The organism is Rahnella sp. AN3-3W3 (assembly GCF_003263545.1).
Taxonomy (GTDB): domain Bacteria; phylum Pseudomonadota; class Gammaproteobacteria; order Enterobacterales; family Enterobacteriaceae; genus Rahnella; species Rahnella variigena.
Window position 1 is genome coordinate 1 of the sequence record NZ_JYDG01000014.1, and the last position, 23,501, is coordinate 23,501.

Consider the following 23,501-nt stretch of genomic DNA (forward strand, 5'->3'; position numbering starts at 1 on the left):
CCCATCGACGCCAGTGATTTACCGACGTTATCCTGAACCAGCGCCAGATCATCAGGATTGACCCACAGAATCGCGGTACCCTTGAACAGCGTTTCCTGCTGTAATAGTTGCTGAATTTTCTCCAGCAAGACGTCGTTATCGCAGGTGATATTTTTGCCCAGAATGGAGCGTGCCGCCGTCAGCGACAACTGCACCAGACGCGACGGGATCACGCTGTCGAGGTTGCTGAGGGCAATTTTGAACTCTTCCAGCAGCCGGGCAAAATGCTCGCCGGTTACACGCTGCTGCGCGCCGGCCTCAGCCAGACCCTGTTCAAAACCTTCTTTGTGCCCCTGAGCAAATCCCGCCTCGTGCCCCTGTTTTTTACCTTCTTCCACACCACGAGCCTGCCCTTGAGCAAAGCCTTTTTGTTCGGCCTGCTGGCGGATGCGGGATAACTCGGCCTGCAATAATTTATCAGACTGATAGGTTCCCGGCGTATCAATAATGTCATGTTCAGGCTGGCTGAAATCGTCCAGCAGGTTCTGCGGCTTCCAGACCTGCCAGTCAGGCTGCGTTTCGCGATCAGACGTAGGCATCTTCGCTTCCTCCAATCACCACTTCGCCGGTTTCTGCCAGACGGCGGACAATCAGCAAAATGCTCTTCTGCTCGGCTTCCACCTGAGACATACGGATCGGACCGCGTGAACCCAGATCCTCTTTCATGATGTCAGCCTGGCGACGGGACATATTGCGGAAGAACTTCTCACGCAGCGGCCCTTCGGCACCTTTGAGGGCAACGATAAGTGATTCGTTTTCGATTTCCTGCAGGATGCGCTGAATGCTGCGGTCTTCGATTTCCACCAAATTTTCGAACAGGAACATCTCGTCGATAATCTTCTGCGCCAGTTCCTGATCGAACTCGCGAACGGCTTCGATAGCCGCCTCTTCCTGCTGAGATTTCATCAGGTTGAGAATTTCCGCCGCAGGACGTACACCGCCCATTTTGCTGCGTTTGAGATTCTGACCGTGCAGCAGACCGTTGAGCACTTCGGTCAGTTCCTGCAAGGCAGCAGGCTGAACGCCGCCGAAGGTAGCGATACGCAACATAATGTCGTTACGTTCGCGGTCATCGAATTTACTCAGCACATCCGCAGCCTGACCGCGTTTGAGGTGAACCAGAATGGTGGCAATAATCTGCGGGTGTTCGTCGCGGATCAGGTCGAAGACGGTCTGCGGCTCCATAAAGTTGAGCGTCTCGATACCGTTGGTGCCCTGCTGGCTATCCAGCAAGTCCTCGAGCAGGCTTGAGGCACGCTCTTCGCCCAGCGCCTTCACCAGCACACTGCGCAGATACTCATTGGTATTCACGCTCAGTGCCGCGTATTCACTGGAATCCCGCTGGAATTCCTTCAGCACTTCGGCCAGTTGCTCATGAGTGAAGCCGCCCATATTGACCATTGAACTACTGATCAGTTTGACTTCATGGGTGTTGAGGTGCTTGAACACCTCGGCCGCCAGCCCGTCACCGAGCGTCAGCATGACGATCGCACTTTTATCTGAGGCATTCATCAGGACTTCATCTCCTTATTCATCCACTGGCGAATGACCAGTGCAATAACCCGTGGCTCCTGCTGTGCCAGTTCGCGCAGGCTCTGGGTATTAAGTTCCGTTTCAACGCGCTGCTCGGCCTTGGCTCTCGCGCCGCTTTCTGCACGGCGTGCGCTGGCATCCAGTTCTTCCTGACGTGCCTGTTTCTCAAGTTCCAGCCGTTGCAACACCAGTTCCTGATTGCGCAGCCAGGCAGGCTGCACGGCTTTACGCCACAGGAACCAGGCCACGAGGGCAATCAGCAGATAACGGGCGGCAGACATCAGCAGGTTGATGAAGCCTTCCTGTTTCCAGAACGGCGGTGCTGGTTCTTCTTCCACCGGGGTAAAGGGCGAGTTCACAATGTTGATGGTGTCGCCACGTGCGGCGGAATACCCCATCGTCTCTTTCACCAGCGCATTCACCTGCTCCAGTTGCTCCGGCGTTAACGCCACCGGCGTGCCGTCTTTACCCGGCAGATAGTTAACGACCACGGCAACAGAAAGCCGCTCAATGCTTCCGGTACTGCGCTTGATGTGCGTCAGCGTGCGGTCGAGCTCATAGTTAGTGGTGTTGTCTTTGCGGTTGTTAAACGGCATCGGCGTAGCCACTGTCGTTTCAGCCGTGCCTGCCGCCTGAGTGGCGTTGTTGTTTGCCGCATTGTTCCCCTGCGCAGGTTGATTCGCTACCGGCGGCTGGGTAATGGGCGCGGTCGCCGGCACAGGTGGCTGATTGCTCAGCGCCCCCGGCACACCACCGACGCCATTTTTGCTGCCCTGTTCGGCATCACTGGTCTGGCGGCTGCGGATCGCCATTTTGTCCGGCGATGAATTGGGCTGGTATTGCTCGGCGGTTTGTTCGTGCTGAGTGAAATCAATCTGTGCAGTCACCTGCGCCTTAACGTTATTGCGCCCGACAATCGTGGCGAGGATCGTCTGGATACGCTGCTGGTAATCCGCTTCCACTTCGCTGGTATATTTGAGCTGCGTCGTCTGCATCGCCTGACCGCCACTTTGGGTCAGCAGCCGTCCGCTTTGATCGACGATGGTGACGTTATCGGCATTCAGCCCCGGCACCGCGCTGGAAATCAGATACGTGATCGCATTCACCTGCCCGGAATCCAGCGTGCGTCCGTTCTTCAGCGTCACGGTGACCGCCGCAGAAGGTGGCTTCTGTTCGCGGACAAACATAGAAGGTTTTGGCATAGCCAGATGCACGCGGGCATTCTGTACCGTGCCGAGCGTTTCAATGGTGCGGGCAAGTTCCCCCTCCAGCGCACGCTGGTAGTTAACCTGCTCACTGAACTGGCTGATGCCAAATTTTTCCTGATCGAGCAATTCGAAACCCACGGCGCCGCCCTTCGGCAAACCGAGCTGGGCGAGGGTCAGCCGTGCTTCGTGAACTTTATCCTCAGGTACCATGATCGCCCCGCCGCGTTCCTGAAAGCGGTAAGGCACATTCATTTGCGTTAATTGCGCCACGATAGCGCCGCCGTCCTGATCGCTGATATTGCTGTACAGGACGCGATAATCTGGCGATTTAGCCCAGAAGATCAGGGCAATAATGATTGAAATTGCCGCAGACGCGCTGATGAGCAATATAATTTTAGGACTCGAACGTAAACGTTCTAATGCTGCCATCAGATTAGCTGTACTTTTGTTTTTAATACCGTTTGTTGTGGCATTCATGCCGTAGTCCTGTAAAAAAATAAATGACGCAATGCAGGCGTATTGTTGCGAATCAGCACTCCGGATACGGATAAGAGAAAGCGAAGCAGTAAATACACAGACAGATTTCCAGTCGCGTATTATCTTCTAATTGCGTTTTTTTTAAACATCAATAAGCTGAAACTTCTGTCAGCTATTCGCATTATTTTATTTACATGACCTTATGTTACGCTGCAGTTATTAAAAACCCACAGAGAGAATAACGGCGAGCTTATTAAGCCGATATAAAGGAATTTCTGATGTCTATTCAATCGATGAAAGGCGTTCTGGATCAAATTAGCTTCCAGGCACAGCAAACGTCGGCCACACAAAAAACACCGTTCATTTCTGATAATAAAAATGTTGAGAAAAAATTACAATTTTCAGACATTTTATTCGACAGTATTAACAATATCAGCCAGGTGCAGAACACCGCCAAGACACAGGCGCAGGACTACATGACCGGTGCGACCGACATCGGGCTGAACGATGTCATGATATCCATGCAGAAATCGTCTGTGGCACTTAATCTGGGTATCCAGGTGCGAAATAAAATGGTCAGTGCTTATCAGGAAGTCATGAGTATGTCTGTTTAAAAGACGTGTTATCTGATGACATAACAGTATCGGAAAAAAACCTCTTTTAAGAAATATGTTCAATATGGCCGGCTGGTCATTTTTTATTTCTTCGCTGTCAATATCTGCCGTACCAACCTACAGGAGATCATCACCTTCCTTATCAATTGGGGAATATGCAGGCAGATATGTCAGTTATTATCCCTTTGGGAATTAAATTCCATCAGTAACAGTTGAACAATTGAAATATGCGACTTCAGGAAGAACTCTCCGATAAAGATTTGCAAAAGATTGCAGAGCTTATCTATCAACGCGCAGGGATTGTATTAAATAGCCAGAAGCGAGACATGGTCTATAACCGTTTGTCCCGCAGGCTACGTGAACTGAAATTAACCCGTTTTGCTGATTATGTGAGTCGCCTGGAATCCAATCAGAACAGCCCGGAATGGCAGCTATTTATTAATGCGCTGACCACCAACCTGACGTCATTTTTCAGGGAGTCTTATCACTTCCCTATTCTGGCAGAACATGCGCGCAACCGGCCAAATTACACCGTGTGGTGTACCGCAGGATCGACCGGTGAAGAGCCTTGTTCCATCGCCATGACGCTGGATGAAACGTTGGGGCGTCCTGTGGCAGGACCGCGAGTCTGGGCAACGGATATCGACACAGAAGTATTACAGAAAGCCACGAATGCGGTGTATCGCCTGTCCGATCTCGACAGTTTAACCGCTGAACAGAAGCGAAATTATTTCCTGCGCGGCAACGGCGATCAGGAAAATCTGGTGAAAGTCAGAAAAGAATTACTGGCCAGTATCCGTTACCAGCACCTTAATTTGCTGAGCCCGAACTGGGATGTTCCGGCGCCGTTTGACGCCATCTTCTGCCGTAACGTGATGATCTATTTTGATCAGAAAACGCAGGAGCAACTGATGAAACGCTTCGCCACCATGCTCAAACCGGGAGGCATTTTGTTCGCCGGCCATTCTGAACATTTTAACAGTAAGAATGGTCCTTTCCGCCTGCGTGGTCAGTCAGTGTATTCCCTGGCACGGGAGAAATAATGAAAAAGATACGAGTACTTTGTGTTGATGATTCGGCACTCATTCGCACCATTATGAGTGACATTGTGAATCATCAGTCTGATATGGAAATGGTGGCCACAGCACCGGATCCCATCATTGCCCGGGATTTGATCAAGCGATTTAATCCGGACGTTCTGACGCTGGACGTAGAAATGCCACGGATGGACGGTCTGGACTTTCTGGAACGCCTGATGCGTCTGCGCCCTATGCCGGTGATCATGGTGTCCTCGCTGACCAGCCGGGGATCGGAAATAACACTGAGTGCTCTGGAACTGGGGGCTCTGGATTTTGTCACCAAGCCTGAGATGGGGCTGAAAGACGGCATGATGCAATATGCGGAAATTATTGCAGAAAAAATCCGCATGGCTTCCCGGGTGCTGGTCTGCCGCCGGGACCGTCATCCCAACGTCACTGCGGTGATTTCCAGCCCGCTGGTCGGCAGTGAAAAAATCATTGCGATTGGTTCCTCCACCGGCGGTACCGAAGCCTTGCGTCAGGTGCTACTTCCGATGCCGATGACCAGTCCGGGCATCGTGATTGCTCAGCATATGCCGCCCGGCTTCACGCGTTCTTTTGCAGAACGCCTCGACAACTTGTGCCAGATTTCGGTGAAAGAAGGTGAGGACGGCGACCGCGTTCTGCCGGGTCATGCCTATATTGCGCCCGGCGACCGGCACATGGAACTGATCCGCAGCGGCGCGAATTACCACATCAAACTGAATCAGGCTCCGGCGGTTAACCGCCACCGCCCTTCCGTCGATGTGCTTTTCCGGTCAGTCGCCAATTCTGCCGGCAAAAATGCAGTCGGCGCAATCCTGACCGGCATGGGCAGTGACGGTGCCCACGGATTACTGGAGATGCGCAACTCCGGCGCGCATACCCTGGCACAAAGCGAGAAAACCTGCGTGGTCTTTGGTATGCCGCGCGAGGCAATCGGGCTGGGCGCGGCGTGTGAGGTGACTGATTTACATGACATGACGCAGCACATCCTCAACGGGGTGGTGGGTCAGGCCCGGCGAATTTAACACCTGTTATGGTACCTGCTATCGGGTGTCTTTTGTTTTTCTACCGTTTTGTATTTCCACAATTTTCACCCTTTAAGGACGAGTAAATGGCAGATAAAAATTTGCGCTTTTTGGTTATCGATGATTTCGCCACCATGCGCCGCATTGTCCGCAACCTGCTTCAGGATTTGGGATTTAAGAATGTTGAAGAGGCCGAAGACGGTCAGGATGCGCTGACTAAACTGCGCGCCTCGACCTTCGACTTCGTCATCAGTGACTGGAATATGCCAAACCTGGACGGCCTGCAACTGCTTTCGGAAATGCGTAAAGACGATGCACTGAAAGCGATTCCGGTGCTGATGGTGACCGCTGAAGCGAAAAAGGAAAATATCATTGCGGCGGCACAGGCTGGCGCGAACGGGTATGTGGTGAAGCCTTTCACCGCGGCAACGCTGGAAGAGAAACTCAATAAAATCTTCGAAAAACTGGGATGGTAATCAGAGGATGAATACAACAACAAACCAGGCGTCAGCAAAAAACTTCAAAGACATTTTTTCCCGCATTGGTCAGCTCACCCGTCTCCTGCGCGACAGTGTGGCTAATCTGGGTCTGGATCGCGCCATTATGGATGTGGCGGAAGCGATCCCCGATACCCGGGAGCGTCTGAATTATGTCGTGGGGAAAACCTCGCAGGCAGCCGACCGCGCATTAACTTGCGTGGAAATTGCGCGCCCGCTTCAGGATTCCCTGAGCGAACAATCCTCCGGCCTGAAACAACGCTGGGATACCTGGTTTGAAAATCCGGTTGAGCTGTCAATGGCGCGGGAACTGGTCGCAGACACACGCGCCTTTCTCGATGAAACGCCGGTGATTGCCCGCCAGACCAATGAACAGCTCATGCAAATCATGATGGCTCAGGACTTTCAGGATCTGACCGGTCAGGTGATCCAGAACATGATGAAGCTCATCGAAAACGTTGAGCAGGAGCTGATTCAGGTTCTGGTAGAAAACATGCCGGGCATGATGCCTGCGTCCACCAGCGAGCCGGAAGACAGCCTGAAAAACGGGCCGCAGATCAACCAGTCCGTGGCAGGCATTGTTGCCTCGCAAGATCAGGTCGATGACCTGCTCGATTCGCTGGGATTCTAAACATCATGCGGTTCTGTTTCCTCCTCTCTTCTTCTCTGCATTCCGCCCTGCGCGGTCACTTCACGGGCTGCTCTTATGTCTGAAGAAAGTGATGTAGAAAAAACAGAGGAACCCACCCCCACCAGGATATCGAAAGCCCGCGAAGAGGGGCAGGTTCCGCGGTCGAAAGAGCTGACATCTTTACTGATGCTGCTGGTGGGCTGGATGCTGATCATGCTCGGTGGCTCGCATCTGGCCGGAAAGCTCAGCTTGCTGTTGCACAACGGGCTGACCTTTGACCGTCTGGTGATGCTTGATTCCAGACTGATGCTTCTGCGCGCCGGTGAGTTATTCAGCATGGCGGTATTTTCCGTGCTGCCCATTTTAGTCGGGCTGTTTTTCACCGGTCTGGCCTCGCCGCTGTTACTGGGCGGTCTGAATATCAGCGGAAAATCATTAAAAATGGATCTCAAGCGTTTGAATCCTTTATCAGGACTCAAACGCATGTTTTCCACACAGGTGGTGTCGGAATTACTGAAAAGCCTTCTGAAAGTCACCCTGGTGGGATGTGCAGCCGGGGTTTACCTGATGAGCGCAAAATCCCACATGATCCAGCTGATTTATGAACCGGTCGCGATCGGGCTGAAGGATATGCGATCGCTGGTGTCCGGCTGTCTGCTGGTGGTGATCCTGGCCCTGATCCCGCTGGTGGGTTATGACGTATTCCATCAGATCATGAGTAACCTGAAAAAGTTACGCATGAGCCGTCAGGAAATACGTGATGAATTTAAACAGCAGGAAGGCGATCCGCACGTTAAAGGGCGTATCAAACAGCTGCAACGCGCCGCTGCCCGTCAGCGAATGATGGAAGACATTCCTCAGGCTGACGTGATTGTGAATAACCCGACCCACTATTCCATTGCCCTCAGCTACAAAGAGGACGGAACAGGCGCGCCAATGATGCTCGCCAAGGGCGCGGGCGATATTGCATTACGCATCCGTGAAGAAGCGGCTAAGCACAATATTCCGATGCTGGAAGCCCCGCCGCTGGCGCGTGCGCTTTACCGGCATTGCGAAATTGGCGAACAAATCCCGACCGAATTATACGGTGCCGTCGCAGAGGTTCTGGCCTGGGTATACGGCCTGAGACGCTGGAAAAAAGGCACCGGCGCGCTTCCTAAAAAACCTGAGAACCTTCCGGTGCCTGCTGCACTGGATTTTGCACAAGAGAGTCATGAGTGATGGCCAATTTAGCCACCAAATTACGTTTACCGGATTTTAAACAGACGCAATGGCAAATACTGGCAGGTCCGGTATTGATCATGACCATTCTGGCCATGATGATTTTGCCGCTGCCAGCTTTCATTCTGGATTTGCTGTTTACCTTCAATATCGTGCTGTCGCTGATGATTTTGCTGGTGGCGATGTTTACGCAGAACACCCTTGAATTCTCCGCGTTTCCGACGGTGCTGCTGTTTTCCACGCTGTTGCGGCTGGCGCTGAACATTGCGTCGACCCGTATCATCCTGATGTATGGGCATACCGGTGAAGGGGCGGCCGGTCAGGTGATCGATGCATTCGGGCACTTTCTGGTGGGCGGTAATTTTGCCATCGGTATCATCGTGTTCGTCATTCTGGTGATCATCAACTTTATGGTTATCACCAAAGGTGCCGGGCGTATCGCCGAAGTTGGCGCACGTTTTGTCCTCGACGGAATGCCGGGCAAACAGATGGCGATCGATGCGGATCTGAATGCCGGGATCATCGGCGAGGAAGAAGCCAAAAAGCGCCGCAGCGATGTGACGCAGGAAGCCGACTTCTACGGATCTATGGACGGTGCCAGTAAATTCGTGCGCGGCGATGCCATCGCAGGGTTGCTGATCATGGCCATTAACGTGATCGGCGGTCTGATGATCGGCACGATGCAGCACGATATGTCTTTCGCCGAAGCCGGTGCAACTTACACCCTGCTGACCATCGGTGATGGTCTGGTGGCGCAGATCCCCGGACTGGTGATTTCGACCGCCGCCGGTGTGATCGTGACCCGCGTGGCGACCGATCAGGACGTCGGCGAGCAGATGGTGGGTCAGCTGTTTAATAATCCACGCGTCATGGTGCTGGCCGCCGGTGTGATCGGCTTGCTGGGGCTGGTGCCGGGGATGCCTAACTTTGTCTTCCTGCTGTTTACCGGCGGCTTACTGGCCCTGGCCTGGTGGTTGCGAGGACGTCAGACCGATAATCCGTCAGCCCGCAAACGCCCGATGAGCAAAGACGCTCAGGCGGCGGCGAAGGCCGAAGCTGACGCGGCGCAGGTCACCGAAGCCTCGTGGGCAGACGTGCAGCATGAAGATGTTCTGGGGCTGGAAGTGGGATACCGCCTGATCCCGATGGTAGACAGTGAACAGAAAGGTCAGCTGCTGACCCGTATTCGCGGGATCCGTAAGAAATTTGCTCAGGAAATGGGATTCCTGCCACCGCCGGTTCACATCCGCGACAACTTAGATCTGGCGCCGACGGATTACCGGATCCTGCTGAAAGGCGTTGAAATCGGACGCGGGGAAACTCAGCCTGAACGCTGGATGGCGATCGATCCGGGTTGTGCTGAAGGTGAATTGCCGGGTGTACCTTGTCAGGATCCGGCCTTTGGTTTGCCTGCGGTGTGGATCGACGAAGTCATGCGCGAACGGGCTCAGGCGCTGGGTTATACCGTGGTGGATCCGAGTTCGGTGATCGCCACACACCTTAATCACCTGATTTCCCTGCACACGGACGAGCTGTTTGGCCGTCAGGAAACGCAGCAACTGCTGGATCGCCTGACGAAAGACATGCCGAAACTGGTTGAGGATCTGATCCCCGGCGTGATTTCGCTGACCACGTTCCACAAAGTGCTGCAAAATCTGCTGTCGGAGCGGATCTCCATTCGCGACGTGCGGACCATTATTGATACGCTGGCGGAATTCGCTGGCACGATTACCGATCCTGACGATCTGACGGCGCACGTTCGCATCAGGTTAGGCCGTGCCATTACTCAGAAATGGTTCCCCGGCAATGGCGAAATGCAGGTGATCGGGCTGGATCTGAATCTCGAACGGTTGCTGATCCAGGCGACACAAAGTGGCAGCGCCATCGAGCCGGGCATCGCAGAAAATATTATGCTGCAGACGGAAAAAGCCATTGCCCAGCAGGAAGCCAGCGGAGCGCCGCTGGTATTGCTGGTGAATCAGCCTCTTCGCTTCATGTTGTCCCGCTTCCTGCGCCGCGTCTATCCGCAGCTGACCGTGTTATCGAATCAGGAAATCAGCAATAACCGTAACGTCAGAATGTCTTACATCATCGGGGGCAAAGAATGAAAATTCGTGCCCTGATCACCGGGCTTACGCTGTTATTCCCGCTGGCGGCTGCGGCTGCCAGCGGTTCATGGAGCGGAGATTCTGCCGGCGGGAAAGTCAGCGTGGGCAATCAGACGTTAACCAGTCGCCCGCTAAACACGACCCTCCCGCCGGCGGCGACCCTTAGCCGGATTTCGTGGCGTATCAGCCTGCTCTCTGCGCCGCCTCCGGGTTTGCAGATTAAATTATGCAGTCAGGAAAAGTGCATCAGGCTGGATTCATTATCGGGGCAGAAAAGTGTGGGTTCATCGCTGACGGCGCGCGGACCCTTTTATTTTGTCTATACGGTGGAAAGTCAGGGACAGCTATTGCCGCCCCTGAATGTGGTGAAGAATCAGCTTACGATTAATTATTATTAACAAGTCACTGTGGCTAATTGAATTACCTGTTAAGAATAATCAGTATTCAATTTTGCCGAAGAGTAGCAAGCAAGGTGAGAGGGGTGCTCAATGCTATGCTAAGGCTATATTTGGTTAACCAAAATAGCCTCTCCGGGGATTAATGGAACGCGGAGGTAAATTGAGATGAATACGCCTCGCTGTACTTCTTCCCGCGATGTAAAGATGACATCTCCTTTTTCAGTACATCCAGTCTGCTTTTCAGCGTTTTTTCAATTTCGTCTTCACTTTCGATCAGACTTTTCAGAATAAAGCTCAGTGACGTCTTCTCATCTGGCAATATATCTTCCGGCTGATTACTGATCACATCATTCAGTTTAGTAATATACACCTCGGCAAGCTGGATAAACTCTTCCCACTTGCCCTGCTTTACCATTTCCAGCAGATGTAAGTTCAACTGATAAATCTCTTCATACTCTTCGCATACCGTGTTACCCATAATTTTCCAGCCTTTTTTTAGGTTCAATTTCCTTCCATGTCGTGGCAAGGTTTGTCAGTATTTCACTCACACTCGTGAGTCCGTCCGGAGAGTTTTGCCGGTTAGCATCCAGCAAGGTTCGTGACATATAGTCATATAACCTCTCCAAATCTTCCGCGATGTGTTGTCCCTTTTCATGATCCAGAGACGTTCGCAATCCGTTATCAATAATATTGATAGCCCGGGAGATCATTTCTCCCCGCCTGGCAATATTTCCCATCTCAAAATAGATTTTGGCGCGCAGTACGGCGTTATTCGCGCCTTCATACAACATGGTAATCAGCTCATGTGGCGATGCGCCGGCCAGCTGACTTTCCAGATCAACCTGCGCGTAAGCCTTACTTCCCGATTTTGAATACATGGTGGTTCCGCTTTCTCCCGGCAGGAGGGCAAGCCTCCTGCAAGATCATTATTCGTTAAAATTAAACCATCAGAGTGACGATAAAAGGGCGGTCATCTGATTTTGCAGGCTGTTCAGCTGTGACATGGTGCTGTCCAGCGCCGAGAACTGAACCCGGTAACGTTCGACCTGTGCGTCGATAAGTTTCTGGGTTTTATCCAGCTGGGTCTGCATGATTTTGACCTGTTCATCCAGGCTGTCAGTGGACGTTTTAATCAAACCGTCAGTTTTGGTCTCCGGATCACCCACATATTTGGTAATGATGGTGCCGAGTTTGACGGCCATCCCTTCGTTAGTGCCGCGTCCCATGAACATATCGGCAATACCGTCTGGATTATCAGCAATGGCGGCATCAATTTTGCTTTCATTCAGCGTCATCTGGCCGGTGGCCGCATCAATTTTGATACCGATATCCGCCAGTGAGGTGATGTCAGCATCCGAAGAACCGTAGGTGCCGTTCACCGCAGTACGCAGCTCACTGACCATGCCGCGTAGGGTGGAATCCCCCATCAGTGCGCCGCTTTCACCATTTTGCGTGGCGACCTGATCGTCTTTCAGACCTGACGTATCATTCTCGACATATTTGCTGGCTGCGGTGGTCATTTTCAGCAACGCGTTGTACTTCTCAACGAAGTCTTTCACGCTGGTTTTGATGGCACCGGTATCACGGGTCATCGTCAGCTGTTCTGATTTATTATCTTCCGACACCGCTTTGAGCTGCAGGGTGACGCCGCTGATAATGTCGCTGATGTTGTTGGATGAACGGGTATATGAGCTGCCATCAACTTTGAGCCATGCATCCTGCGCGTCGGTCACTAAATACATGCCGTCGCCGTTATCGGGGCCATTAACTGGCCGGCCGCCGGCCGAGGTATTCAGCATATCGCCGAGTTTGTCATCGCCCTCGACCTTAACGCTGATTTTACCGTCGCTGCCGGTGCTTTTTGAACTCAGTACCAGCTGATAACCGTCGTTGGTGAGCTGCACGTTGGCGCTGACACCACCGTCTTGTTTATTGATGGCATTGGCAATCTGGTTCAGTGAGGTTTCATCATCCTTCAGCTCAACCGTGGTGGTTTTCGCTGAATCACCGGAGCCGGTCGTAATGGTGACCGTGCGGATACCGTTATTCGCCTCGCCTTGCGCATCGTCGGCACTGTCCACGCCTTCGGTTTTGATTTTGTGCGCCATCGCCAGCTGTTCAACCGTGACTTCATGGCTGTCGGCATTGGCGCCGGTGGTGGCTGTCGCGCTAAACGCTTTATTGGAGCTGACCGTTAAGGTGTTAAAGGCATCGTTAGACAGACTTTTTACGCTGGTTTGCAGCGCTGACATAGAACTGGAAATCTGACCCCATGCGGAAATCTTCGATTTATAGCTCGTTTGCAGCAAGGTATAAGGCTTCAGACGCGTCTGTTCCCCTGCCTTGAGCTGCTCAAGCATGGTTGCTGTGTCAAGACCGGATCCGATACCCAATGATGAGAAGGAAGCCATTATATTCTCCTGTATAGAATGTATTTTATTTCAAAGTAACTTCACTATTAGATATCGGTTCAGACAATATAAAGTTTAATTCTTTGTCATTTACCCATCAACCATAACGCCCGATAAAAACATTCCCTGCTTCTTTTCACCCAATAGATTTCAGAAATCAGCGGTTATTTCACTTATTCCGATCCGCAAACTTCACAATTAGCGACAAAAGTGCGTTCTTTTATCGTGATTATGATGTAAATAAAAAAATCCCTCTGCTAAAAACGTTATTAACATCCTCACCTTTAATTTTAACAAAAGTATAATTTCTGACCGCCCAGAAAATTAATTTAAAAAAAGACTTTAGAGATTTTCCGGCACTCCGATGATTTAAGTATGCGAACGAAATAACGCATCACTCAATTTAAATACAGTTGCAGTGTTACATTATAAATACTCGAGGAAATCTCAATGGCACAAGTTATTAATACCAACTCCCTTAGCCTGGTAGCACAGAACAACCTGAATAAATCTCAGTCTTCACTGGGTACCGCTATTCAGCGTTTATCTTCCGGCGTGCGTATTAACAGCGCGAAAGACGATGCCGCGGGTCAGGCGATCAGCAACCGTTTCACTTCTAACATCAACGGTCTGACGCAGGCTTCCCGTAACGCCAACGACGGTATCTCCATTGCGCAGACCACCGAAGGCGCACTGAACGAAGTCAACGACAACCTGCAGAACATCCGTCGTCTGGCTTGGCAGTCTCAGAACGGCACCAACTCAGAATCTGACCGCAAGTCCATCCAGGACGAAATCGACGCGCGTCTGGCTGAAATCAACCGTATCTCTGAACAGACTGATTTCAACGGCGTGAAAGTCCTGAGCTCAGATCAGACCCTGAACATTCAGGTCGGTTCTGACGACGGTCAGACCATCGAAATCAACCTGAGCAAAATGAACTCCACCACCTTAGGCATGGATGGTTTCGACGCCACTAAAGTCTCCACCAAACTGAGCGTCGGTTCTAAAGTCAGCGGTGATGCTTCCGGTACTGCAGCCAATGCGGTTCTGAGCCAGACTGATATGGATAACATGAAAACTGAAGCCTTTGGCTCAGGCGGCACCGGCGAAATCTACTCCACCAAAGACGGCAGCGGCAACACTGTTTACGTCGCTGTGGGTAAAGACTCTACCGGCGCGGATGTGGCTGTCACCATGAAAGCAACCTTCAGCGCAGGGTCTGGCGGCGCGGCTGATACCGTGTCCTTCTCTAAAGGTGCTGCTGCGACTGCCGATCAACTGGCAGGCGTTGGTCAGCTGAAAGCGATTGACGATGCACTGGCAAAGGTTGATGAACTGCGCTCCGGTCTGGGTGCGGTACAGAACCGTTTCGATTCTGTTATCAGCAACCTGAACAGCACCGTGAACAACCTGTCTGAATCCCGTTCACGTATCCTCGATGCTGACTTCGCATCTGAAGTGTCTAACATGAGCCGTGCGAACATCCTGCAGTCCGCAGGCGTGAGCGTACTGGCACAGGCTAACCAGGTTCCGCAGAACGTACTGTCTCTGCTGCGCTAAGTCAGTTTGTAATACGCGAGTCAGTCATAGTGTAGTCAGTATCAAATCCCCCCGGTCTTCACGGACCGGGGGGATTTTTTATTGCCGGTTAGATCACAACAGTAAATAAGCTTAATAAAAAACATCAGCAATAAAAAAGGGCGACAGAATACGCTGCCACCCTTTAATAGTATCTCTCAGTACTTACAGACGTTATTTAATTAACGTTCCGGGTTCAGGCTTCCTGGCGTTCTGTTTCAGTATGGAAAACCGACACCATACTTTCCAGCTCACCGGTGCGTTCATCCATCATCACCGTTATCGCCGCTGATTCCTCAACTAACGCCGCATTTTGCTGGGTCACCACATCCATCTGGTTAATCGCCACTGCCACCTGCTGAATCCCCATGTTCTGTTCTTCAGAAGCCTGAGTGATATCCTGCATGATGTTGCTGACTTTACTGACAATTTCAACAATATCGCCAATCGTATCTTTGGCCGTATCGACGCGTTTACTGCCCGCTTCGGTATCCTGAACTGAATGTTCAATCAGCCCGCGGATTTCTTTGGCGGCATCGGCGCTGCGTTGCGCCAGATTACGCACTTCGGTTGCCACAACAGCAAATCCACGCCCCTGCTCACCGGCACGTGCGGCTTCCACCGCCGCGTTCAGGGCAAGAATGTTGGTCTGGCTGGCAATGCCGTCGATCACTTTGATAATGTTCGAAATCTGCGTGGCATGGCTGGCAATCGTGCCCATTGAGCGGACCACATCGACCATGATTTGTGAACCGCTGTCGGCCATCTGTTTTGCTTCGTTAGCAAGATGATTGGCCTCACGGGCATGTGCCGTATTGTTTTCGACCGTGGTTTTGATCTCTTCCATACTGGCCGCAGTCTGTTGCAGGGCGCTGGCCTGTTCTTCAGTTCGCGAAGACAAATCCTGGTTACCATGGGCAATTTCAACGGCATTATGGCGCAGGTTGACCGCCACCCCCTTCACGCCGGAAATGATATTCACCAGCGAAGCGCGCATTTCTTCAATGCTGCTGAACAGTTTACCCATTTCATTACGGCCATAATCCGGCACCTGACTCGCCAGTTCTCCCTGACTGATTGCCGAGAAGATCGCGGAAGCTTCGGACAAACGGCTGATCACCATGCGGGTGATATAGCGCGAAAGTGAGACATACAAAATCACAAACAACACCACGACAATGGCGATTGTTATCCATAACAGGTCATGTAAAAAATCGGCTCTCTCTTTGTACTGAGTAGTGAGCTTATCGGCTACGGTGTAATAACTGCCGGTGACGGTTTCAAGTTCGGTGATCAAATCATCGGTCTTATCAATCACCGCGGCACTGCCATGAATATCTTTGAAGAACGTCATGTAGGTATCGGTGATCTGCATAAACAGCGCACCAGCCTTGTCTGATAACTCCTGCGTGTAGGCGTCAGTATTTTTCTCTTTTACCCACTGATCAATGCTGCGACGGATATTACTGTTATGGGCATTAATGGCGGTAGCCCACTCATCTGATACCTGTTCATTCGATAAAGACGCGGCCTTAAGAAAAAGAACATTACCGCGCATCAGCATTAACTTATACATGGCCTGATCTAATAACTTCACCCGGCTGTTTAAGTTGGTAATATCCTGAAAATTACTGCGAGAGATATCCGATATTTTTAAACTTAATCCCGCAAGAAGGATAAATGAAAAGGCAATAACATAAAGATGGCCCTGGACCATTTTTCTAATACTGATTAATGATAACAAAATAAAGTTTCCTGTTAAGTTTCATAACATGATTGTAATAAGCGGTTATGCTTGCTGGCATAATAAACACAGAAAGCCTGACTTTTTAAGAAAGGCTCTCTTGATATAAATTAATGATTTTGAGGTTTGCAGCAGCTTCTGGCAGACGGTTATCCGATTGTCATTAAAAACCTGTCATTCACAACCGGCATTATTCGTAGGTGGCGTCCGCCATTTTTTCGACAATTTCCATTTCGTCACTGTTCAGCAGTTTTTCGATATCGACCAGGATCAGCATACGGTCATCGAGCGACCCGAGGCCCAGCAGATACTCAGTGGACAGCGTGACGGTGAAATCCGGTGCCGGTTTGATCTGATCCGCTTTCAGGGAAAGCACGTCAGACACGCCATCAACGACAATGCCCACCACGCGGTTACACAGATTCAACACAATCGTGACGGTATTATCGTTAATTTCCGCAGACTCAAGCTGGAATTTCACCCGCAGATCTATAATCGGCACAATAACGCCGCGAAGATTAGTGATCCCGACAATAAAATCAGGTGAGTTGGCAATACGTGTCGCACGATCGCAACCGCGGATCTCCTGAACTTTGAGGATCTCGATCCCGTATTCTTCATTACCTAATGTGAAAACCAGGTATTCCTGATCCACATTCTTTTCGCTAAATTGTTTTTCTGTTCCGGAAAAATGCATGAAATTACCTTACGCAGTAGGGACAAGTTGATTTTTTTTGGCGGCGATCTTTTTATTCTTACTCAGCGTTAAAAGAGCAACCACGTCGAGGATCAATGCGACGCTGCCATCGCCTAATATAGTAGCGGCGGAAATACCCGGCACTTTACGGTAATTAAGCTCAAGGTTTTTCACCACGACCTGATGCTGACCAATAAGCTGATCAACCAGCAAGGCATAGCGGCAACCCGCACTTTCCAGAATGACCGCAATACCGTCGCTGGCCTGGCGGATTTCACTTTCAATATTAAAGACCTGATGCAGCTCAATCAGCGGCAGATATTCGCCGCGCACTAACAGCATCTGTTCATCACCGGCCATATTGTAAAGCGCGCTTTCCGACGGTTTCAGGGATTCCATCACCGTGCCGAGCGGCAGGACATAGATTTCCTCGCCCACCCGGACAGACATGCCGTCGAGGATCGCCAGCGTCAGCGGCAGAATGATGCGGATAGTGGTGCCTTTATCCTGCTCAGAATGGATTTCGACATGACCGCCCATTGCCAGAATATTCCTGCGCACCACGTCCATCCCGACGCCACGACCTGAAACATCGGTGACTTTTTCTGCGGTAGAGAACCCGGCAGCAAAGATAAGCATCCAGATTTCTTTGTCGCTCCAGTTTTCACTGACCGCCAGCCCCTGCGAGTGTGCGCGTGCGAGGATCTTCTCGCGGTTAAGTCCGGCGCCATCATCGATCACTTCAATCACAATGCTGCCGCCGTGGTGTTCAGCAGACAGGATCAGATTACCTTTTGCCGGTTTGCCTTTCTCCAGTCGCACCTGCGCAGGTTCAATGCCATGATCCAGACTGTTGCGCACCAGATGCGTCAGCGGATCAATAATGCGTTCGATCAGGCTTTTATCCAGCTCTGCCGACCCGCCGCGCAGCGTCAGTTCGATGTCTTTGTTCAGTTTGCTGCCCAGATCATGAACCAGACGCGGGAAGCGGCTGAACACATATTCCATCGGCATCATGCGGATCGACATCACCGATTCCTGCAAATCACGCGCATTGCGTTCCATTTGCCCGATGCTGCTGATGAGGGTGTCGTGAAGGGTCGGATCCAGCACGCCGGAAAGCTGCGATAACATGGCCTGCGTGATGATCAGCTCGCCGACCTGATTAATGATTTGATCTACCTTTTCTACCGCCACACGCAGACTGTTGGACTCGGCAGGTTGTGCGCGTGGTGTGGCTTTAGGCTTTGTCGCGGGAGCAGGCGGCGCGGCGACGGCTTTTTCTGCCAGCGGTTTTTCTTCCGGCTGCGTGTCTTTCTGAGGCATTTCCTGCGCGGGAACGTCCTGCACAGGCGCCACGGAGGTTGCCGGTTTTGCGTTGCCTGCAGTAATCGTAATTTGTCCGGGTTCCAGCACAAAACAGAGTACCGCGAGAATATCGTCGGCACAGACGCCGGTCTGCAACGCAACCTCGAGCGAATCTTCACCCTGCTGATGACTCAGCACGTCGCCCAGATTAGCCAGTTCTTCCAGAAGCACGGTTTTATCTGACGCTGAAATCCCGCTCAGTCTGACGTTCAGCATCTCACCGCGGGTTTCAGCGCTGACCGGAACCGGCTGCGCTGCCGGTTGTTCAGCAGTTTGTTCAGCAGGTGCTTCTGCGGCAGACGCTGCTGACGTGGCGGAGTGTTTATCTTCCAGTGCAATTTGGCGGAGCGCTTCACAGATATAGCGGAAACTTTCCTGGTCAGGCTCTTGCGAGGATTTATACGCATCAAGCTGATCTTGCATAATATCTTTGCTCTCCAGAAACAGATTTATGATGGCGTCAGTGAGCGTCAGCTCTCCCCGTCTGGCGTCATCCAGTAAGTTTTCCATGATGTGCGTCGTTTCCTGCAGAACCGTAAATCCAAAGGTTCCTGCTCCTCCTTTTATCGAGTGAGCGGCACGAAAGATGGCATTCAGCATTTCCTTGTCGGGCGACATGAAATCCAGCTCCAGAAGGTGCCTTTCCATATCAGCCAGGAGCTCATCTGCCTCATCAAAGAAGGTTTGGTAAAAATCGCTGATATCCATTTTTAATGACCTTGTCCCTGAGAAGATTGCTGTAAAGGATTGACGACAACCGAACCGGCAGGCTCAGTCTCAACGCCGCCTGACATTTTTTTCAGTTCAGCTTTAATTTTCTCACTGCCCTGGTTGTCGGTGACCTGCTGCAAAACCGTATCCTCTTCCAGAATCGATTTTTCTTTATTAATGCTGAGAACCAGAATACTGATACGGCGGTTTACCGGATCATCGGGACGCAGATTTTCCAGGCTCATCCTGTCGGCAGTACCAATGACGCGCAGGAATTTATTATCGGCCAGGCCACCGGAGACTAAGGCACGGCGAGAGGCATTGGCACGATCGGAGGAAAGCTCCCAGTTGCCATAACCGGCTTCGCCGTTGGCATAAGGCAGTGAATCCGTATGCCCGGTCAGGCTGATACGGTTGGGCAGTTCATTGAGCACCGGCACCAGCGCCTGAAGAATGTCGCGCATATAAGGCTCCGGCGTTTTACTGCCGACTTTGAACATCGGCCGTTCCTGCGTATCGATGATCTGGATAAGCAATCCGTCATCGGTCAGGGAGAGGCGCAGGTTAGACTGGAAATCGCTCAGACGAGGATCGTTGTGGATCAGGCTTTCCAGTTTTTCATGGGCGCGTCGTAAATTTTGCGCATTCTTTTGCCTGTCGAGCCGGGTGAGCGTTTGTTTGAATACCTCGCCGTCCTGCTTCATGAAATCATCCCCGCCGCCGGGTATCACGCTGCTGCTCAGGCTGGCTTTATCCCCTTTGCCCATCGCCATTTTCAGCGGCATCTTGAAGTAATCCGCGATTTGTTCACGTTGCAAAGGAGTTGAGGATGACAGCAGCCACATGACCAAAAAGAAGGCCATCATGGCCGTCATAAAGTCTGCGTACGCAATTTTCCACGAACCGCCGTGATGGCCGTGTTTATGCTTTTTGCGCTTACGGACAATGATTACCGGACCGGGACTTTTGTTCATGATGGCGTGCTTTCCGAGCTGGCCGAGGACTTCGCTTCGCGCACATGTTCTTCAAGCTCAATAAAGGTTGGACGCTCACTGGAGAACAGCGTTTTACGCCCAAACTCCACCGCAATCTGCGGCGCATAGCCATTCATGCTGGAGAGCAATGTCACCTTGATGCATTGCAGCATTTTGATTTGCTCGGCGCTCTTTTGACGCAGCACAGAGGCCAGCGGCAAGACAAATCCATACGCCAGTAAAATACCGAGGAACGTTCCCACCATGGCGTGAGCGATAAGCTCACCCAGCTCGGCCGCCGGACGGTCAGCGGCCGCCAGCGCATTCACCACGCCCATCACCGCGGCAACGATACCAAAAGCCGGGAAGGCGTCACCAATCACGTTCAGGCTGTTAGCCGGGACTTCATGTTCGTGTTCACAGGTTTCGATTTCCTCATCCATCAGCGCTTCGATTTCATACGAATTCATGCTGCCGCTTATCATCAGGCGCAGATAATCGACAACGAAGTTCATCAGTGAGGCATCAGCCAGCAAACGGGGATAAGCGGAAAATATGGGACTGTTCTGCGGATCTTCAATATCGCTTTCCAGGTTCATCATGCCGTTCTGTCTGGCTTTGGTCAGCAGCAGAAACATCATGGCCATCAGGTCCATATAAAGCGCTTTGGTGTAACGTGAACTTTGTAATAAATGAGGAAAGGCTTTCAGCGTGGCTTTAATGGATTTGCCGTTATTCCCGACAATAAATGCCCCCACACCTGCCCCCCCGATAATTAACAGTTCTGCCGGCTGATACAGTGCACCGAGCTGTCCGCCGGTTATCACGAACCCGCCAAAAACAGTTAGAATAACAACCACGTATCCAATAATGACTAGCACATGTGCTCCTTAAATAATTCAATATCCAGATCTTACCCATGTGTTCAGTAGCCATAAAATTGACATACGGGGAGGCCGTATCACATCGTGGCGACACCAGGTTTCAACAACATTTTTAACGGCTTATTTTAATTTGCCGCAGAACTGGCCGCGTGATCCGTTGAGGAATCGGCCACTTTGCACTTTTTAATGGCGCGCGAAGGCGGACTGCATAAGCTACAGGTAAAAGGATTCTTCGAGTGTTCACTCGTGACAACGAAACCGCCACCGCAAATACAACATTCTGTATGCTCTATAATTCCACAATCGATAAACCGTAATAACGTCCATGCGCGTGTTAAACCCAGTACAGGTTTTTCACCCGGAGGCGTCGGACATTGTTCCAGATATAAGCGATAGGCTTTCACCGTGGCTTCAATCGGGCGACAAGGTTCGGTTTTCTGTATATAAAGATGGATGTTATAGAACATAGATGAATGAATATTTTGCTCCCACGCCATAAACCAGTCTTCGGAAAACGGTAACATTCCTTTCGGGGGCGGACATCCTCTTAACTCTTTGTAAAGACGTAATAATCTTCTGCGACTTAAACTGGTTTCACTCTCCAGCATCTGCATACGGGCACCAAAGGAAATCAGCTGCATGGCAATCTGGACTTCTTTGATTTCTTGTAAAATACTTTTTTCGCTCATAACCACATTCTCCATTAATCCATTAATCCGTTAACCTGGTGTAGGGCTGTTCTCCGAGAGTGAGTTAAGCAGATTGGTGGATAAAATGATCCCTGTATGAATTTGCTGTAAGGCTTCGATACGTGAATCTTTCGTCAGGTTATCGATCACAATTTCGTTATCTACGCGCAGGCGACAAATTAACTGGTTGGTAGAGGCCAGTTTTATCAGTTGCGGCAGAGAAAGTTCTTTCAGTGCATCTATCGTTGCTTCAGTCAGCCCGAGGCGAAATCCTGCAGCAAACTTATCTTCTCTGATCAATTGCTGAGCCAGCAGCAGGTAAGAAAGGTTAATGTCATGAATTCTTTGAAGCTGTTCGTCAACGTTGTCTATATTCATTTTTTCGTTACTCGATCCTTTACGGATTGTCGGTGAAAGGACGTTAATTAATTCGTTGAAAATAAATAATTGAAGCTATAGGTTCAGCAATAACTACCACACAAGAAGTAGTAAACTATTGATTATTTTTGTCATTACGACGGCTTTGTCATGATGACAAATAATGACATTTCCCCGGTCAGACTCCGCATTCAACCGGCAACATAAGAGTTGTCGCTGACAAATAGGGACTCCCCATCTTACCTCATATTTCAAAGTAAAAATGGCGCTGGAAATCATTATTTGAATAATAACGGTAATGACCTAAAAGCTCAACGCTTCAGAGCGAAAACCTCACTAAGAATTACTTTATCCTTGATATAAACCCCTATTTAATCGCTATACTATAAAAATTTACAAACGTCCTACATAATATTTAAACCGGGTAGGAAAATTCCTACACGCTTTATTTAAGCGCATCCATTCTGGCGCGAATTCGTTTGATCGCCTGGCTGTGTAACTGGCTAACCCTTGTTTCCGTGACACCCAAAATAATGCCCACTTCCTTCATGTTCAGTTCCTGCTGATAATACAAATTCAACAACACCTGCTCACGTTCCGGAAGTTCTTTAATCAGCTGGCTCACTTGTTTCGCCAGCTTGCCTTTCATTAATTCATGTAATGGATTGAGCATCTCATGCTGTGCGCCCGGCTGCTCAACATCACTGACGGATTCTTCCTGTAACTCTTCCAGGGAATAGAACTGGCTGCTGTTAGTATCCACTAACATCTGCTGGTATTCTTCCAGCGAAATCCCCATAAAGGCAGCCACTTCCGCCTCTGAAGCGATACCGCCGGTCTGCTGCTCAATTTCCCGAATGGCGGCAGAAATTTCTCTGGCATTAGTGCGGACCCGCCGGGGAACCCAGTCGCGATCGCGTAATTCATCTATCATCGCCCAGCGCACACGTTGAGTGACATAGGTACTCATGCCGATCCCTTTCTTGGGGTCGAACTGGTCAATGGCCGTCAGCATCCCAATTGCACCAGCCTGAATGAGGTCATCCAGCTCTACGCATGCGGGTAATCTGGCCTGTAACCGTAGTGCTTCGTGACGAACTAAATAACGGTATTTCAACCACAACTCGTCCTTTTGCACCACTCCAACATGGGTGTAAATACCATTCACAATTACGACATCCGGCGTATAAAAGGGATAACAATTATTAAGGAATAATCTGAAATCATATAGCCTGATAAGACCGAATTA

23 protein-coding genes are annotated in these 23,501 nt (G+C 50.8%); 9 read left to right on the top strand and 14 right to left on the bottom strand.

Annotation, left to right across the window (positions count from 1 at the left end):
- From UC15_RS06505 to fliF, 3 genes are all read right to left on the bottom strand, one after another.
- The coding region (locus UC15_RS06505) for a flagellar assembly protein FliH (RefSeq protein WP_232829826.1) at positions 1-578 on the bottom strand (578 nt) is incomplete at its 3' end.
- Positions 565-1,551, bottom strand: a complete 987-nt coding sequence (gene fliG, locus UC15_RS06510) for a flagellar motor switch protein FliG (RefSeq protein WP_112287671.1) — start codon at positions 1,549-1,551, stop codon at positions 565-567. The genes fliG and UC15_RS06505, both read right to left, overlap by 14 nt.
- The gene (gene fliF, locus UC15_RS06515) at positions 1,551-3,257 is read right to left on the bottom strand and encodes a flagellar basal-body MS-ring/collar protein FliF (RefSeq protein WP_112287672.1); all 1,707 of its coding nucleotides are present in this window, start codon (positions 3,255-3,257) and stop codon (positions 1,551-1,553) included. The genes fliG and fliF overlap by 1 nt, the downstream gene beginning before the upstream one ends.
- Before the next feature lie 278 nt (positions 3,258-3,535).
- Here fliF and fliE point away from each other — a divergent pair, with 278 nt between their 5' ends.
- The 8 genes from fliE to UC15_RS06555 all read left to right on the top strand — a co-directional run bounded on the left by fliE (position 3,536) and on the right by UC15_RS06555 (position 10,815).
- A complete protein-coding gene (gene fliE / locus UC15_RS06520) occupies positions 3,536-3,871 on the top strand; it encodes a flagellar hook-basal body complex protein FliE (RefSeq protein WP_112287673.1) in 336 nt (111 codons plus the stop codon).
- A gap of 227 nt (positions 3,872-4,098) precedes the next feature.
- Positions 4,099-4,914, top strand: coding sequence for a CheR family methyltransferase (locus UC15_RS06525; protein WP_112287674.1), 816 nt, complete (start codon positions 4,099-4,101; stop codon positions 4,912-4,914).
- Positions 4,914-5,960, top strand: a complete 1,047-nt coding sequence (locus UC15_RS06530) for a chemotaxis response regulator protein-glutamate methylesterase (RefSeq protein WP_112287675.1) — start codon at positions 4,914-4,916, stop codon at positions 5,958-5,960. Before UC15_RS06525 ends, UC15_RS06530 begins: the two co-directional genes overlap by 1 nt.
- 86 nt (positions 5,961-6,046) lie before the next feature.
- Positions 6,047-6,436: a chemotaxis response regulator CheY gene (gene cheY, locus UC15_RS06535; protein WP_112287676.1), complete on the top strand. Its 390-nt coding sequence runs from the start codon at positions 6,047-6,049 to the stop codon at positions 6,434-6,436.
- Between the two features lie 7 nt (positions 6,437-6,443).
- Positions 6,444-7,088 (top strand): protein phosphatase CheZ, encoded by a 645-nt coding sequence (cheZ, locus tag UC15_RS06540; RefSeq protein ID WP_112287677.1) that lies wholly within the window; start codon positions 6,444-6,446, stop codon positions 7,086-7,088.
- Between the two features lie 75 nt (positions 7,089-7,163).
- Entirely contained in the window at positions 7,164-8,309 is a 1,146-nt protein-coding gene (flhB, locus tag UC15_RS06545; protein WP_112287678.1) for a flagellar biosynthesis protein FlhB, read from the top strand.
- Positions 8,309-10,417 (top strand): flagellar biosynthesis protein FlhA, encoded by a 2,109-nt coding sequence (flhA, locus tag UC15_RS06550; protein ID WP_112287679.1) that lies wholly within the window; start codon positions 8,309-8,311, stop codon positions 10,415-10,417. Before flhB ends, flhA begins: the two co-directional genes overlap by 1 nt.
- The gene (locus UC15_RS06555; RefSeq protein ID WP_112287680.1) at positions 10,414-10,815 is read left to right on the top strand and encodes a flagellar protein FlhE; all 402 of its coding nucleotides are present in this window, start codon (positions 10,414-10,416) and stop codon (positions 10,813-10,815) included. The genes flhA and UC15_RS06555 overlap by 4 nt, the downstream gene beginning before the upstream one ends.
- 139 nt (positions 10,816-10,954) lie before the next feature.
- On the opposite strand, the gene UC15_RS06560 is transcribed toward UC15_RS06555, so the two are convergent.
- From UC15_RS06560 to fliD, 3 genes are all read right to left on the bottom strand, one after another.
- Entirely contained in the window at positions 10,955-11,293 is a 339-nt protein-coding gene (locus UC15_RS06560) for a flagellar protein FliT (protein ID WP_232829827.1), read from the bottom strand.
- Positions 11,286-11,693 (bottom strand): flagellar export chaperone FliS, encoded by a 408-nt coding sequence (gene fliS / locus UC15_RS06565; RefSeq protein ID WP_112287681.1) that lies wholly within the window; start codon positions 11,691-11,693, stop codon positions 11,286-11,288. Before fliS ends, UC15_RS06560 begins: the two co-directional genes overlap by 8 nt.
- A 69-nt stretch (positions 11,694-11,762) precedes the next feature.
- Positions 11,763-13,226 carry a flagellar filament capping protein FliD gene (gene fliD, locus UC15_RS06570; RefSeq protein WP_112287682.1) on the bottom strand — a complete coding sequence of 488 codons (1,464 nt, stop codon included), beginning with the start codon at positions 13,224-13,226 and terminating at the stop codon, positions 11,763-11,765.
- A 450-nt stretch (positions 13,227-13,676) separates the two neighbouring features.
- Here fliD and UC15_RS06575 point away from each other — a divergent pair, with 450 nt between their 5' ends.
- Positions 13,677-14,789: a FliC/FljB family flagellin gene (locus tag UC15_RS06575; protein WP_112287683.1), complete on the top strand. Its 1,113-nt coding sequence runs from the start codon at positions 13,677-13,679 to the stop codon at positions 14,787-14,789.
- A gap of 214 nt (positions 14,790-15,003) precedes the next feature.
- On the opposite strand, the gene UC15_RS06580 is transcribed toward UC15_RS06575, so the two are convergent.
- From UC15_RS06580 to UC15_RS06615, 8 genes are all read right to left on the bottom strand, one after another.
- Entirely contained in the window at positions 15,004-16,383 is a 1,380-nt protein-coding gene (locus tag UC15_RS06580; protein WP_232829828.1) for a methyl-accepting chemotaxis protein, read from the bottom strand.
- 358 nt (positions 16,384-16,741) lie between these two features.
- On the bottom strand, positions 16,742-17,248 hold the full coding sequence (gene cheW, locus UC15_RS06585; protein ID WP_112287685.1) for a chemotaxis protein CheW: 507 nt from the start codon (positions 17,246-17,248) through the stop codon (positions 16,742-16,744).
- Positions 17,249-17,257: 9 nt separating this feature from the next.
- Positions 17,258-19,324: a chemotaxis protein CheA gene (gene cheA, locus UC15_RS06590; protein WP_112287686.1), complete on the bottom strand. Its 2,067-nt coding sequence runs from the start codon at positions 19,322-19,324 to the stop codon at positions 17,258-17,260.
- 2 nt (positions 19,325-19,326) lie between these two features.
- Complete coding sequence (motB, locus tag UC15_RS06595) at positions 19,327-20,301, bottom strand: flagellar motor protein MotB (RefSeq protein WP_112287687.1); 975 nt, start codon at positions 20,299-20,301, stop codon at positions 19,327-19,329.
- A complete protein-coding gene (gene motA, locus UC15_RS06600; protein ID WP_112287688.1) occupies positions 20,298-21,182 on the bottom strand; it encodes a flagellar motor stator protein MotA in 885 nt (294 codons plus the stop codon). Before motA ends, motB begins: the two co-directional genes overlap by 4 nt.
- A 128-nt stretch (positions 21,183-21,310) precedes the next feature.
- The gene (flhC, locus tag UC15_RS06605; protein WP_112287689.1) at positions 21,311-21,874 is read right to left on the bottom strand and encodes a flagellar transcriptional regulator FlhC; all 564 of its coding nucleotides are present in this window, start codon (positions 21,872-21,874) and stop codon (positions 21,311-21,313) included.
- Between the two features lie 30 nt (positions 21,875-21,904).
- Positions 21,905-22,252: a flagellar transcriptional regulator FlhD gene (flhD, locus tag UC15_RS06610; protein ID WP_369920668.1), complete on the bottom strand. Its 348-nt coding sequence runs from the start codon at positions 22,250-22,252 to the stop codon at positions 21,905-21,907.
- 445 nt (positions 22,253-22,697) lie between these two features.
- Positions 22,698-23,420 carry an RNA polymerase sigma factor FliA gene (locus UC15_RS06615; RefSeq protein WP_112287690.1) on the bottom strand — a complete coding sequence of 241 codons (723 nt, stop codon included), beginning with the start codon at positions 23,418-23,420 and terminating at the stop codon, positions 22,698-22,700.
- Between the last annotated feature and the right edge of the window lie 81 nt (positions 23,421-23,501).